The organism is Streptomyces sp. NPDC050264 (assembly GCF_040655895.1).
In the GTDB taxonomy this organism is placed as follows: domain Bacteria; phylum Actinomycetota; class Actinomycetes; order Streptomycetales; family Streptomycetaceae; genus Streptomyces.
Map to the genome: position 1 here is coordinate 1 of NZ_JBFAKV010000013.1, position 14,636 is coordinate 14,636.

Genomic DNA, 14,636 nt, shown 5'->3' on the forward strand with positions numbered 1-14,636 from the left:
GGACGACACCCCAACAAGGGTAGACCGCGTCTCACCATGATCGTGTTACGAGCTCTTAGCCAGCCACAGAGCCACCTCCACGCGATGCCCGCGCTCGGCCGCCGCCGAGCGCGGGAGAGCCACGTGCTGCAACATCGAGCCCCCCGCCCTTCCCCGTGGTGCGCGCGATCGAGGTAGGGGAGATCGGGTGGGCCGGGTGAATAGGGCAGATTCACGAAACCGACCTCGCAGCGCACCTGAGGCGCCCACACTGCCGCTCATGCACAACTGGCCCCCCTCCTCATCGCCGTCGTCACTGCCGTCCTCACGACGACCGATGCGAGCATGACCGTCGTGCCGCGCCTCGAAGCCCCGAATCATCGGATTCAGGCTGGACACCAAGCACGTGAGGGGTCCGGAGTCGCTATCCTCACGGTCGTCGTCACCGGGTCCCTCCTGGGTAACCTGACGATTCCGCAGGACGCCGCCGCTCCCGTGCGGGCCAGTCTCGAACGTGAGGGTGCGCGGTGGCGGCAGCAGCTGGCCAAAGCCACCGAGGAGCTGGCAGACAGTACGGCTCCGCTGTCCTTCGTGTTCGTGCTGCGTGATGTGGCGATCAGGTTCGCGTTCACGTCACGCATGGTTTGGATCTCCGAGCGGGATGAGGCCGACAAGCTGAAGGCCTTACTCGAACTCCCCCGGACGGCCCAAAACCTGTACTTCTCAGCGTGGTGGCGGCTCCCGAAGCGTATTCGCTCGCTGAACCATCTGATGCGGGTGATCCAATCAGTTCCGCGTCACTCCAACGACATCGAGAGCGTGACGTCTGCCTCACACCGCGAGGAAGTAGCCTGGCTCTGAGGGCGCCTATTCCGCAGGTAACCGGTCGGCTGCGGCGGCCCACCCCATCTCCCGCAGCACCCACCGTGTCGTTTCCAGGAACCGTTTGTGCCGTCCCGCATCATCGCCGAGTTGCTCAACGACCTCCGCCAGCACTTCGGCGATCTGCACGGCGCGAGCGTGGGCATCGTCTGCATCGGCAACGCTGGGCAGCACCTTGTCGTTGAACTGCTGCCACGTCAGCGCAGCCAACTGGTCTCGCTGCTGCTCCAACCACCAAGTGCGTGCGAGCGCCGGTTCAGCGAGCACTGTTGCACGTAAGTAGGTGAGCCTGTCCCGCTCCTGCGCATGACGCAGTCGCTCCGCGCGTACTGCATCTTCGTACGCCTGGGACCGGCTCCGATCCTCCCGAGTCAAGGACAGGGCAAGCCGGGCTCTGACCTGAACTTGAGGGTGATCCTTCACCTCAGTGAAGTCTGATGCAGCCAGGGTGAGTTTCTCTTCCGCCACCTGGACCTCGGCCGGGGCGAACTTCCGCGTCACCTCCTTCGCCAGGGCATCGAGGGCGAGCCTCGCCTCAGCTCGGGCAGCAGCCCTCCCCCGCCGTCGAAGTTCAGGGGACGCAATGAAGACGAGTCTCCCAGTGGCAGTGAAACGAACTCCTGGCAGGAGTGACGGCCAGGTGCACATGATCTTGGCGCGCGGGTGACGTCGTAGACTCAGATTCATCGTTGTGCAGCCCGCTCCTGTTCCTCACGCTGCCTACGGACCTTGCGACGCACAAGGGTCTCTGCGAGGACTCGACCCCAGAATGTCTCCTCGAAGTCGGGGCCAGCGGCAAAGAACCGTTCGAGGCCGCTTCGGTACACGGCAGGCTCGTAGACCTCCGCCAAGAGGTCGACAAGGTCGTCCGCCGGGAGCTTTCCTTCCTCAACGAGCGCGCCCCACTTGCTGAGTCGCGCGTTCGCGGCCTCGCGTGCGTCGTCGTCAGAAAGTAGGAGCTGCCAAGCACGGACGAATGCGGCGCGACTGGTGTCGTCGACGATGGACTCCAGCAGGAATCCGGCGCCTTCGTCGCTGGAGGCCATGGCCAGGAAGACAGAACGTGTCTCTTCGAGATTGCCGTCCTTGAACCACACCTTCGCCGCCTCACGGACCCGGAGCGGATGCTGCACGATCAGGTTCTGAAAAGCGCGTGTCACGGGAGTGGCACCGAGCTCGCTGCTACCTGCCACCCACCGGAGCCGAGTGAGGGCGAGACGTGGCTCCACCTCCCCCAGGCGCCCGCCGCAGACCTCGGCGACAAGCGCCAGGATCTGGGGTGCGGTCGAGGACTTCCTGGCCCAACCGTAGAGGCGGTTTCTGACGTACTTACCGATCTGCGGGTCAAGGGCGGCGTCCGCAAGTGCCCCTGCTGCCAGAGGGCGCCGCGATCCACTCAGACCGGTGGCAATGGCGTCGAGGATGTCGCCGTCGCGACGAGACGTGGCCAACTGCAGAAGCCGGGTGGTGACGTGCCGCGCATCCTCGTCCGTGACCTCCGGGGCGGCAGCCACCGCGACCGCCCATTTGTTCAGCAGGTCTCGCTCGGTGGGAAACTCAGACCACAAGTTGGCCAGGATCGCAGGTGCCAGGTCGTGTTTGTCTTCGTCGTGAAAGGCATGTCCAGCACGCGGGGTGATCCCTGCGGATTTGAGCCGCTGTGACGACGTGGCGTCCCCGAGCACGTTAGCGGCTTCCCGGGGAATGGCAAGGTCCGACATCAGAGCGTCTGCAGCTTTGAGGACCGATCGGACCTGGCCGCCGTGCAGCAGAGCGCCGGCCCAGATCGTGATCCGGTTGGCCAACAGGCCGGGTTTGCCCGGCCCATTCGGAACGTCGTTCAAAAGATCTTCGATGGCGTCGTGCCAGCCCTGGAACTCTGCGGCGATGTCGTCCAGTTGTGCCTGCCGCGGCACGGTGTCATCGGCGTTCTTCGCCTCGCCGATAATGCGTGCCAGGCGGCGCGCATCTTCGGCGGGCGGATTGGTACGCCAGATGTCGTCGAACACCCTATTGCCCAGCCAGTGCACTCGAGAGTCCGCTCCCCGCGCCTGCAGTTCCCGCTCGACCAATGCGCGCGCGTCGGGAGACGGCAGGGAAATCGTGAAGTCACGGCTCGCGTCAAGCCAACCACCCCTCCACACGGTGGGAGTCGTCAGCACTACGAGCAGCCAGCCGTTGCGCAGTCCTTCGGCTCCGTAGCCGGCCAGTTCGGAGGCGAAGAGCGAAGGCGGTTCTGTGGTGGGGAGTTCCGTGAGGTCGAGCACGTACCCCTCGCATCCGATCCGGGGAAGGGCGCCGAGGCGTACCTTCGCCCACTCGGCTTCCAAGTCATACAGGACCAGCCCGTCGCTGTACGAGGCATCCATGCCAGACGGCCTCACCGTCCGCAACAGCTTCAAGCCCGTGATCCGCCTCCCGTTGCCAGGCGGCGCACTGAGCACGACGACGCCACGCGAAGCCAGTCGGCTTTCAGCCTCCCCCAGCTTCCCCGGATCCCGCGGGGGCACGTAGCGGCCTGGCCCAGTAACAGCGAGATCTGCTGCGGACACCGCAGTCTTTGTGACAGCTTCGCCGTTCCAGTAGTTCGTGACGCTGATGCGTTCGCCCTGGAGAGCTTGCCCGCCGTGGACCTGCTGTTCGTACCTTCGACTCACCATGTCGGCCGCATCGGGCGCCCCCTCGATACGCGGGGCCGGGCCGAGCTCCTCGGTTGGCCCAGGCGAAGGGGCGTGAGGCACACGGTCTGGCGGCGCTGACTTCAAGAGAGAACCCGAAGTGGATTGAGGCGCCAAACCCTCACCAGGGTCGATGAAGTTCACCGGGCTAGTCGACTCTGCGTGTGACGAATGGACCGGCGTTCCTGCCGGATCTGAGCGCTGATGAAACTGCTCGGTGAGTGCTCCCGCTGGGCCACCATCCCCCGGCCGAGCAGGTCTCTGCAGGGGTGCGGCCGCTTCCTCAGAAGCAGCGTTCACAGGTTCAGTTCGAGCTGGGCCGTCGTCGGTGCCCGGGGGCCGTGCACCACCGTCGTCCTCCCGTTCACCCGCGGTGCCCCCGTTGCCGTTCTGTCGCCAGATTCGCATTCCGTCTTGCTCCGCCTCGTCGTCGATCAACTCTGCCCCCGGAAGTCGTTGTGGACGTGGTTGTTCACTCCCTGCATGGCGCCGGGCCCACTCCCGGTCTGGTGGAAGGACACGCTTCCGGCGACGGGCGAAACAGTCGGACCCGCCGGCGGCGAGGCAGTATCTGCTCCCGGTTTCCCGGGAGCATCGCCCGGCACGTCGAAAATGTTGCTGTCGGCAAGGCGCCAGTCCAGTCCCGGCACGTGGAGCCGGGCCGGCCGCTCGAACGTCTTGACGCGCACCAAGTGTGACTTGAACTGGCTCGGAACGGTGTTCCCGGTCTGACAACCGCTCTCGAACACGTCCTCGTACACGCGCTCCGAGACGATCACCGCCGTGTTGGTGACCTCTGGATCCGCCTTTGAAAGCAGATCGCGCAGCGCTTGGTCGTCCAGGAGACGGTGCGTGTGGACCATGGGAACGCCGAGGCCACTGTCGGGCAGTGGCCCCACGTGAATGCTCACCCGTAGCTGCAAGGGTGGCCTCTCGGGCCGCTTGCGCCGCAGGGCCCGCAGCTCTTGTTGCAGGGCCTCAGGGAAGCAACCGACGAGTGCCGGCAACATCATCGGCTCAAGTCCCGCAACGTAGCCATCACCGGTGTGCTGTCCGAAGCTACGGCGCTCCCACGGGCTGCGGAGCCCGATCCTCAGCAGGGCCCGATCGAGCAAGGACTGAATGTCAGCGTTGATCTGCTGCATTTCTGTGCTCGTGTGAGCGCTGAAGTTTCGGGCGTCCACGGCGAGGACGGCCCGGTAGGGAAACAGCGGGCTCCAAGCCTGCCCGGAGTCCTCAGGGGCTGCCGTGGGGGACGGCTCGGTAGGAGTCATGGTTCATCGCCTCAATTCTCGGGTCCGCGCGCGAGTGCGTAAGTGCTTGGACTAACAGGGGGATTCGGCATCTCCGGCCTCATCAACGCTGTCGGAACACCGAGGGTGGAACCGTCCAGCGTCGGACGGTTCAGGCATGAGGCGCGTCACATCTCGCGCTCGGACGGTCCGGTGCTGCAAGCCGCTTCTTCGAGGCGGGGCAAGTCTCGGACGGTGAGCCGCGCTCGGTTCAGCTCCAGGACACCTTCCTCGTGCAGTCTGCGCAGCAGCGGTACGGCAGACGACCGGCCGACTGCCGCCATGGCAGCCAACTCCTCGCGCGGCATGCCGAGATCAACCCGCATCCCGTCGCTGGCAGGGCGGCCCACTTCAAGTGCGAGATGCAGAACGACCCGCGCGATCCGGGCGGCCGGCGGCAGACTGATGAGATCCATGCGCAGTTGCTCCGTGTGCTGCATGCGGTCGACGGCGAGCCGGTAGACCGCCGGGACGAGGTCGAGTTGGTTGAGACACTCGAGGAAGACCCCCGCAGCGATGACGGAACCTGTACATGGACTGACAGCCACGAGGGTTGCCGATCTGGGGCGATCGAGGATGACCCCCATCTCACCCAGAACCTCCCCCGGCCCCCGCAGCGTCAAGGTGAGGGCGGCGCCGGCCTCAGTCACCTGAGTTACTTTCACAGTGCCCTCGGAAAGAGCGATGACCGATTCCGAGTGATCCCCCTGGCGGAGGAGCACGGCACCTCGCCGGTAGTACATCTGCCTGCCCCGTTCGATCAACTCTTGCCACGTTCCAGCGGGAACCATGTCACGGAAATTCACTCGTCCCCCTGTCTGCGAGCTACTTGATTGCCATGGCTCCCGCGATCAAGAGCAGCCCAACAAGGCCCGAAAGCAATGACCACTGCACACGACGATGCTTCGACCACGCAATATCGCTCATCACGATCAATTGCCTTGTCAGCACAGGCAATGGATCCTCCTCGCGAAGCGCCGTTTCAAGGTCATCAGAACTCCAACTCCTGAGGTGACCGAAGTAGAGGAAATCGTGATTCCGAACCTGACCACCACCCCTCCCAACGAGCCGGGGCGAGACTGCGGCCACCGCGAGACAAAGGCCAAGAATGAGGAGTAACACTCCCGCCCCCAGAATCACGCGCTCCCCAGCACCATTCAAGTCACCGATTCCGTGTCTCGATCCGACCAGGGTTCCGGTCACCACGAGAACGGACGACTGGAGAGTCAGCACGAACACCGCCTTGCTGTCGGCTTTACCAGTCCAATCGATGAGTACCCCATGCATCCGCCAGGCCGTTTCGATCGGCGTCAGTCCCGAACCATCGTCCATCGCGCCAACTGCTCCTGTGTCGGCCGGAAATTCCTTACTTGAACTGCAGCACGCTCTTCGGGGGTGGATTTAAATCTCCACTTCCAGCCATACACGTCACGCAGCAGAAAACGCTGATGAATCCATACGGAATGCCAGTGCACGGCATCCCGATAAGAGAGTTCTGGATTCTCCCGCCGCCATTGAGAAATACGCCGAGACATGCCCGGCGCCAAGATGTATCGCAGTCTCCGAATCACGGCTTTTGAGCTACCACTCGCACAACGCAGCTACACACGCGGCACTCAATCGATTACCCGCCATTGATCCTCGATGGCGAAAAGTAGTGGCAGCACCCCACTGTCTACTCATGCACCGTTGACACAGGAACCACTCCACGAAAGTGCTGGATTCAAGCCTCCGGCGCGCCACTCGACAACGGTCACGACCGAGATGCTTGACTCGTTCCTTTCGCCGGATCCATCTGCTCCGTATATCGCATTTGGCTCATAAGGCACACCGCAAGGGCAACATCGGCAGACCGCACACCATCAACCGGCCAACCGTGACGGCACACCGTTCAGGACGCGGCGGGTGCCCGTTGCGGCTCCTCGATCGATACTGGCGAAGGGGCAACAGGCATCGGCCGACACCGCTTGACGCTCTGTCAGGAATGTCGGCATCAGCCCCGCCCAACCTCGCCATCGACCGCTAATCGCCGCCAAGGTCCAAAACCGATGAAAATCAATCTGACCAGGAAAAACGCAGGTCAGCGGGCCACCTGCTGACGTCACTTGGAGGTACCAGTGAGAATGTTGATCAACGTGCCCGTAGGAACACCTTGAGCGCAACTGCAGCAAGTTGAACCCGCCACTGAGTTCGAACTGTTGACGCTCACAGACGTCGTTTCCAGCAAACTCTGGTGCGGCATACGGCATCCACCTAGAACACCTCGGTCAACTCCTGAGCGCACGAACCTCCACCCTTGCCCGGACGCCAGCGTCGCTGCGTTTCCGCATAACCAGCCATCCGTGCCGGCTATCTCAGCTTGAGGTAGGTACCGATCGAGGAATCCGAGCCCTGCGGTTCGGGCCGAACCGGGGCCGTAGAGCGAGGCTGTACCAGGCCTTCCCCAGCCCCACCAAGTTGCGGCTTGGGCCGACACTGGACTCCCACCCCACACCAGGAGGTCCGGTGCGCCCGCAGTTCATGGATACCAAGCAGACCGCCGAGTACCTCAACATGTCCGTCACCTGGGTCTACCGCGACGCATCCCGACTGGGCCTGACCGCCTACAAGTTCGGAACCGGTCGGAACGCGAAGTTGCAGTTCAAGGTCTCCGACGTGGACGCCTGGGCTCGGCAGCAACGACTCGGCTGACACTGCGGCGGCTCCAGAGCTTCGCACGAGTCGCTTGGGGTCATGGCGTCGGCAGCGTCGACTCCAGAACGAGTGTCAGTGGGTGGCAGTACTGTCGGGGCATGACTGCATGGCCGCCAATTGATCGCGACGATCTTCGCAAGGCACGTGGTGACGCGGGCTTCGACGCAGTGCTCCCGCTGCTCGTCAGGCGATTGATAGCCGAGACAGCAAGCGGCCTGGAGTCCTTGGACATGCCAGGAGGCTCCGGTATAGCGGTCGGAGGCTTCGACGGCATTGTCACAGCGTCGGGATCATCGGCGTTCGTGCCAGCGGGAACCTCGGTTTGGGAGCTGTCTGTTGGCGGCGGCAACAGGAAGGCCGAGGACGACTACGAAAAAAGAACGAAAGGGCCGAACGGGCTCGCCACCAGCGATATCACCTACGTAGAGGTCATCCTCGACACGTGGAGAGATGCTCGAACCTGGACCGAGCGCCAGACCAAGAATGGTCGGTGGCGGGAAGTTCGCGGGTACAACCTCGACACGATCGACCTCTGGTTGGAACAGGCACCCGCCACCACGGCATGGCTTGCTGCCCGACTGAAGAAGGCACTGCCGGGCGTGCGGTCTCTGGAAACGTGGTGGACCGACATTTGGCTCCGTTCGACACGCGTCCCACTGGACCGAACGGTGGTGCTGGCCGGGAGAGAGAAGGCTGCCACCGACTTCAATGCCGTAATAGCAACCGGGCGGTCCGTGATCACGCTAGGTGGTGATCTGCGCCCTGACGAGGTTTGTGCTTTCGTCGCCGCTGCCCTAGAGCAGGAAGGGATCCTGGGCTCCAGTCATGTGGGGACGCGAGTGCTGTTCGTTTCCGACAGAGACAGCCTTGAGCAACTAGTGGCTCAGCACCAGCCTTTGATCTTGATCCTCGCAGACGCGGCGCTCGCGCGGGACATTCCGCAGCAGCACCACCAGCTGATTTGGGCGGCTATGCCCGGCGGCCCGTGCGACGTGAACGTGCCGAGGATCCAAAGCCAGGCCGTCGAAGCCCTGCTGCAGTCCACCGGCATGCCGTACGAGCGTGCAGCCCGGTTCGGCACACTAGGTCGCCGCAGCCTGCTCGCGCTGCGGCGGGCCTTGGCGCACCACCCGGAGCAACTCACGCCGGAACGGAACTCGACGCTTGACGTGGTCCGCCGACGGCTGCTCCTGCTGAATTCCTGGAACGGGGACAATCAGGAAGATCGCCGTGTGGTTGGACAGTGCTTGGGAATTGAGTACGAAGTGCTGCAGGAACGGGCCCGGGAACTCACCACCGGGGCCGACGTCCCTTTCCTCGGCCACCTGGACGAGAGGTGGCACGTGCTCGCAGCGGAGGACGCCTGGACTTTGCTCGGCACATCCCTGAACAGCGACGATCTCCAAGCCCTCCGGGCGGCAGCCTTGGAGGTATTGACTGAAACGGACCCGACCCTCGACCTAGATCCGAGCGAGCGGTGGAGGGCCGGGGTCATGGGTGTGGGTCGACGCTTCTCACACACACTCCGCACGGGGCTCGCTCAGTCACTCGCCCTCCTGGGCACCATGGGCGCGGACCTACGAGGCCCCCAGGGCATCCCGGGGGATCGATGGGCACGGCTGGTGGTCCGCGATCTGCTGGAGCAGGCCAACACGGATAACTCATACAGTTTGTGGCGTTCCCTGGGTGATGTGCTCACCTTGCTGGCTGAGGCCGCTCCAGAAGAGTTCGTGGAGGCGATGCACGAGGGCCTCAGTGGCAACACGCCCCTGCACGCCCTCATGTTCACCGACAACCAGCCTGACAACATGGGATTTGGATCGAATTCTCCCCACACAAGGTTCTTGTGGTCCTTGGAGATCCTGGCGTGGTCTCCGGAGCACCTCGATGACGCAGTCGACGTACTGACAGCGCTGGCTGTCCTGGACCCAGGCGGTCGACTCTCGAATCGTCCCCTCGCAAGTCTGGTGGGGATTCTCAGCGCATGGGCTCCCAACACGACCGCCCGCTCCGAAGATCGCATCAGCGTGATCCGACGACTGGCGCGGAGGCAACCGATAGTCGGTCGCAAGTTGCTCCTCCAGCTCATTCCTGGCAGCCACGCGACGCAAATAGGCCATCCTGGTCCGCGTTTTCGTGACTGGAAGAAGGACACTGCTATCACCCACCGTGATCGATGGGCCGTTACCACCGCCGTCGTCGATCTGCTCCTCGATGAACTCAGTGCCGCGCCCGAGCTCTATGTAGACCTGATCGGCAAAATTGACGATCTCCCTCCCAAGCAACGCTCTGAGGTGGCCCAACGGCTGATCGAGCTAGCCGAAGGCCTGGAAGATGACGATCAGCGTTCGGTTCTCCACCATGCGCTGCGTGCTCAGATCTCCCGGCACCAGGAGTATTCGGACACCGAATGGGCCTTGCCCGCGGACGAGCTACGCCCCCTCCAAGACGCGTGCGCAGCGCTGGAGCCTCGAACTCCAGTACAGCGGTACGCCTGGCTTTTCCAATCTGACTGGATCACGCTCGGCGACATCAGGCGCCGTGACAACCACGCGGCCTACAACGCGGAAATTCTCGCTCGGCGGGCCGCAGCAGTCGGGGAAACAATCGCGAACGGAGGACTGAGGGCCATCATGGCACTGGCCTCCAAAACAGAGTTCGCATACCTGGTGGGCGTCGCTTTGGCAGAGCACTCCGAGACCCATGACCAAGAGCTGCTGTCCTGGCTTGGAGAGGAAAGCGCGCCGGCCAGGGAGGTCGCGACGGGGTACCTGCGTCGGCGTATATGGGACCAAGGAAATGATCTCCGAGACAGGCTTCTCTCGCTCACAGAGGTTCCGCAGACTCAGGCGATGATTCTGCGACTCGCTCCGGACCCAGCCTCAGCTTGGTTGAAGCTCGCCGAGCTGGGCCCGGAAGTAGCAGGACATTATTGGCGTGAGTTCTCCTACTACGGGCTCGGCTCCGACTTCCCGCAAGCTCTCGATGCGGCCAGTTCACTGCTGGGCGCCGGCCGTCCCGCAGCAGCGCTGGACGCGATCCTCCTGTACGAGAGAGAGGCGGACAGCCCTGAAGCTGCTGAGATTGTCATCACCGGGCTCGAAGACCTCATCGCAGCTGGGTTGAGCGATCCTGAGATCGGGCGACTCGAGTCACGCTTTCGGGAGCTCTTCGCGCTGCTGGCCCGGCACCACGAGCACGTCGGGCGTCAACGCATCCTCCGTCTGGAGTGGCTCTTCTTCCCCGCGCTTGGGGTCGATGCTGAGGCTCCGGTACTTCACAAGACGCTGGTTGAGGAACCTGAGGCGTTCGCAGATCTGGTGACGTGGTCCTTCCGACCCAGCACCACTGCAGAGGAAGACCTGAAAGATCCCGTCGAACAGGAAAATAGACGCAATATCGCAAGCCGCGCCTACGGAGTCCTCCACGCATTGCACACATGTCCCGGGCTTACGGCCGAAGGAAGCCTGGACAGCGTTGCACTGCGCACGTGGGTGATGGCGGCACGGGCAGAACTAGCTGTCAGAGATCGCGCCCAAATCGGTGACCAGCAGATCGGTCAAGTACTTGCTTCCGCCCCGCCCGACCCGGATGGCTTGCAGATCCCGGAGGCTGTCCGAGACCTTCTTGAAGAGATCAACAGTAGCGATCTTGAACGAGGTCTCAGAATCGGCATTTACAACAAACGAGGCGTGACCAGCCGGGGCCTCTTGGATGGCGGAGCTCAAGAATCGGAGCTGGCCCAGTCCTACCGAGAACAGGCTGAACACGCACGCGCATGGCCTCGGACAAAGAAGCTGTTCAAAGCGCTTGCAGAGTCGTACGAAGCTGATGCCCGGCGGGAGGACCACGCAGCTGAACGACGGCATCAGGGCCTGGAGTAGGCCGTACCGCGTCTCGTCGCCGACGTTCGTGCAATCAGGATCAGGACACGGCGTCCTGCCCGCCGAACTGCATGCGCCCGATGCCCACGACATCGAAACTCCAGCCCAACGAGACGAAAGGCGACGTTCCCAGCGCACGGGCAGGGCGCGCGAAGAGGTGGAGGGGGACGAACTCTGCTCGACGACGTTGCGGAGCTTGCCCAAGCCCTTCATTGTTCAGAGCTCTGGTCGGAGATCACTGGGAGGATCCGGCGGCGCCTCCACCTCTCGGGGCATCGATCCCAGGTCTCCCCGGCCTGGCCAAGCCGCGCCTGGGATCGACACTGATGCCCCACGCCGATCCTGGAGGTCCAATGCGCCCGCAGTTCATGGATGCCAAGCAGACCGCCGCGTACCTGAACATGTCCGTCGCCTGGGTCTATCGTGACGCACCTCGGTTGGGCCTGGCCGCGTACAAGTTCGGGGCCGGTAGGAACGCCAAGTTGCAGTTCAAGACCTCCGACGTGGATGCCTGGGCTCGACAGCAACGACTCGGATGACGATAGCGGCGGCTCCTACGCTCGCTCGTCCGGAGCCGCCGCCACCTCATGCAGCCAACGCCACATCGAGCACCTGGGCCGCCTTCCCGATCGACCCGGGCATCAAGTGCCGGTAGATCTTGAAGGTGACGTCGATGCTCTTGTGCCCCATCCATTCCGCGACATCCGTGATGGCGAGGCCGTTGGTCAGGCAGTTCGACGCGAAGAAATGACGGTATCCGTAGATCACCATGCCGTCTGGAATGTCGACCGCGCTCGACGCCCTCATCCGCTTCCACTGGTTCGACAACCCCCAGTGCGGATACGGCCTCGCTGCGTTAGTCGGCTGGCGCAACAGGTACCCGTCGACCGTGCCGTACTTCTCGGCGTACCAGTCGATCGTCTCCCGCACTCGTGCCGGCAGCGGCACATCGCGATACTCCCCCGCCTTGCGGTGCTTCAACGGGCCGTACTTGCCCGTCGCCTGAACCACCTGCTCCTTCACGCGGTAGACGTCGTCGGCGACGATGTTCTTGAGGTTGACGGCAGCCGCTTCTCCGTTGCGCAGTCCGCAGCCACTCATCAGGTCCACGAGCACCGTGAAGGCGTCGTCCCCGGCCGTCCGGTGCACCCGCAGCTGCCCCAGCGAAGGGATCACGGCCCGCTCCGGGTCGTACTGCGGAGCCTTCACTCCCTCCAGGGGGTTGTCCGCGTACAGGCCGAGCCGATGAGCGTCGAGGAGAATCGCGCGCACCTTGTCGAAGGCGTTGGACTGCGTCGCCAAGCCCGTCCGCGCCCGCTCCATGGACCGGATGAATCCGTCGACCACCTTGTGATCAAAGGTCACCATCTTCCGGCTGCCGATCGCCGGGAAGACGTGATGCTCCAAGAGCGAGTCGAGGTGGCGAATGGACCCGACGGCCAGGTGCCGCTGGCCGCCCTTCCACTCCTCCGCGTACTCCTCGAACCGCATGGCCCCGTACTTCGCTATGCGCTCCGCCCTCGCCCGGGACCCCGGCCGACGCCTCTTCTCGTTGTAGACCTCCGTCAAACGGTCGATCGCGTCGTCCTGCCGCGCGAAGCCAGCCTCCTCGGTCTGCTGGCCCCCGGCGTTGCGGTAACGGATCTTGTACGGGTGCGGGCATTTGGACCACCGGGCCTCAGGGTGGTCGCAGTCCTTGAAGAAGGTGCCCATACCTCGGGTGAGCTTGCGTGCTGCCATGTGGTGCTGACTCCTCGGCGTCCGATGCTGACCTTTTGCTGACTGCCGAGGGTCTGTCACGCCTCTGACCTGGGGAGAACCGTCAGAACCGTGATATGTGGTGGAACTTCATCGGCAGGTCGCAGGACGAGATTGCCCAGGCGCGGGAGGACTGGATGAGCGGGTCGCGATTTGGGGATGTGAAGGGGTACGACGGCGGGCGTCTGGATGCGCCCGAGCTGCCGCCTGTGCCGCTTAAACCCCGAGGTCGGGTGCGTTGAACGGACTGTTCTCGGCGTGAGCCACGTGAGGTCGGGCGAGCAGCAGAGTCGACTCGCCCGACTTCCCTCCAACGCGATCGCAAACGCTTCTCGGGATGCCTGAGCCCCCACTTACGAGTCGCAAGTTTCGTCAGCTGTAGCCAGCTTTGGTCGGACTGCTGCTGACCCAATGCTGACTTTCGTGACGCCCCGTCAGGTCCTAGCCGGCGACCGACCGGCGTCGACGAGCAGGACTGGGCGAGCGAGGTCCGCAAGCGCCGCCTCCTCCTGCTCGGCTCGCTCGCGAAAACCGTCCTGCGCCGCGAGCTGCACCCGCTGGAACACACAGCCCTCGACATCGCGCTCGGCCAGGTCATCACAGACGCTGAAGCCACCGGCACCACTCCCCTATTCGGCCAGATCGCGCACGTCCTCGGCTCCCCCGAGCGCCTCGACAGTGCGCTTGGCGAACTCTCCGGACGCCTCGGCCAGGCCGCCGAGGACCTCGCCCACGCCCTGCGCCGCCTCGTGCACGGTGACCTGGCCGGGATGTTCGACGCCCCCTCCACCGTGGCGTTCGACCCGTCCGCACCAATGCTCTCCATCGACCTGTCCCGGCTCGGTGGCGCAGGCGACGACACCGCGCTCGTCCTGGCGATGACCTGCGCATCCGCTTGGATGGAATCCGCGCTCGCGGACCCCACCGGTGGCCGCCGCCGGGTGATCTGCGACGAGGCATGGCGAGTGATGCGGCACGTTGCCCTTCTGGAGCGCATGCAGAGCCAGTGGAAGCTCTCCCGCGACCTGGGCATCGCCAACATGATGATCATCCACCGGCTGTCCGACCTGCTGACCGCAGGCGACGCCGGATCCCGCGGCCGCGCACTCGCCGAAGGACTGCTCACCGACTGCTCCACGCGCATCATCTACCGCCAGGAAGCCGACCAACTCGCCGCCTCGGCAGCCCTACTGGGCTTGACCAGCATCGAAACACAGGCCGTCCCCGCGCTCACCAAGGGGCGCGGCCTATGGAAGGTGGCAGACCGCTCATTCATCACGCAACACCTACTGCACCCCCGCGAGCGGGAACTCTTCGACACCGACAGCCACATGGCTCCCTGACCGCTCCCTCCCGAGCGCGCCTGCGTCCACTCCAGGCAGTCGCTCCGGTGTCTCCGCTGACGCAACGCGAGGACCGTCTCTCCCATGCTCGGACCGTCATTGCCCACACTTCGGGGAGACAGGCGC

The 14,636-nt window shown here is 64.1% G+C and carries 10 protein-coding genes and 2 pseudogenes; 6 read left to right on the forward strand and 6 right to left on the reverse strand.

Features of this window, described 5'->3' with window-relative positions; translation table 11 throughout:
* The first annotated feature begins 324 nt into the window (after window positions 1-324).
* Window positions 325-840 carry a hypothetical protein gene (locus AB0J02_RS23345; protein WP_363195671.1) on the forward strand — a complete coding sequence of 172 codons (516 nt, stop codon included), beginning with the start codon at window positions 325-327 and terminating at the stop codon, window positions 838-840.
* A gap of 6 nt (window positions 841-846) precedes the next feature.
* Here the strand turns inward: AB0J02_RS23345 and AB0J02_RS23350 are convergent, their stop codons facing one another.
* From AB0J02_RS23350 to AB0J02_RS23370, 5 genes are all read right to left on the reverse strand, one after another.
* Window positions 847-1,362: a hypothetical protein gene (locus AB0J02_RS23350; RefSeq protein WP_363195672.1), complete on the reverse strand. Its 516-nt coding sequence runs from the start codon at window positions 1,360-1,362 to the stop codon at window positions 847-849.
* Window positions 1,363-1,544: 182 nt separating this feature from the next.
* Entirely contained in the window at window positions 1,545-3,230 is a 1,686-nt protein-coding gene (locus AB0J02_RS23355; RefSeq protein WP_363195673.1) for a hypothetical protein, read from the reverse strand.
* 743 nt (window positions 3,231-3,973) lie between these two features.
* The gene (locus tag AB0J02_RS23360; RefSeq protein ID WP_363195674.1) at window positions 3,974-4,684 is read right to left on the reverse strand and encodes a hypothetical protein; all 711 of its coding nucleotides are present in this window, start codon (window positions 4,682-4,684) and stop codon (window positions 3,974-3,976) included.
* A gap of 275 nt (window positions 4,685-4,959) precedes the next feature.
* Complete coding sequence (locus tag AB0J02_RS23365; RefSeq protein WP_363195675.1) at window positions 4,960-5,637, reverse strand: Crp/Fnr family transcriptional regulator; 678 nt, start codon at window positions 5,635-5,637, stop codon at window positions 4,960-4,962.
* Between the two features lie 19 nt (window positions 5,638-5,656).
* Entirely contained in the window at window positions 5,657-6,163 is a 507-nt protein-coding gene (locus tag AB0J02_RS23370) for a Pycsar system effector family protein (RefSeq protein WP_363195676.1), read from the reverse strand.
* Window positions 6,164-7,351: 1,188 nt separating this feature from the next.
* Between AB0J02_RS23370 and AB0J02_RS23375 the strand changes: the two genes are divergently transcribed.
* The 3 genes from AB0J02_RS23375 to AB0J02_RS23385 all read left to right on the forward strand — a co-directional run bounded on the left by AB0J02_RS23375 (window position 7,352) and on the right by AB0J02_RS23385 (window position 11,948).
* On the forward strand, window positions 7,352-7,522 hold the full coding sequence (locus AB0J02_RS23375; protein ID WP_363195677.1) for a helix-turn-helix domain-containing protein: 171 nt from the start codon (window positions 7,352-7,354) through the stop codon (window positions 7,520-7,522).
* 101 nt (window positions 7,523-7,623) lie between these two features.
* Complete coding sequence (locus AB0J02_RS23380) at window positions 7,624-11,409, forward strand: hypothetical protein (RefSeq protein WP_363195678.1); 3,786 nt, start codon at window positions 7,624-7,626, stop codon at window positions 11,407-11,409.
* A gap of 353 nt (window positions 11,410-11,762) precedes the next feature.
* Window positions 11,763-11,948 carry a helix-turn-helix domain-containing protein gene (locus AB0J02_RS23385; RefSeq protein WP_363195679.1) on the forward strand — a complete coding sequence of 62 codons (186 nt, stop codon included), beginning with the start codon at window positions 11,763-11,765 and terminating at the stop codon, window positions 11,946-11,948.
* A gap of 46 nt (window positions 11,949-11,994) precedes the next feature.
* Here AB0J02_RS23385 and AB0J02_RS23390 read toward each other — a convergent pair whose 3' ends face one another.
* Window positions 11,995-13,149: a site-specific integrase gene (locus AB0J02_RS23390; RefSeq protein ID WP_363195680.1), complete on the reverse strand. Its 1,155-nt coding sequence runs from the start codon at window positions 13,147-13,149 to the stop codon at window positions 11,995-11,997.
* 95 nt (window positions 13,150-13,244) lie between these two features.
* Here AB0J02_RS23390 and AB0J02_RS23395 point away from each other — a divergent pair.
* Together AB0J02_RS23395 and AB0J02_RS23400 are read left to right on the forward strand one after the other, a co-directional pair.
* A pseudogene (locus AB0J02_RS23395) lies at window positions 13,245-13,409 on the forward strand (pirin family protein); the annotation flags it as partial.
* A gap of 207 nt (window positions 13,410-13,616) precedes the next feature.
* Window positions 13,617-14,510: pseudogene (locus tag AB0J02_RS23400) on the forward strand (ATP-binding protein); the annotation flags it as partial.
* Window positions 14,511-14,636: the final 126 nt, after the last annotated feature.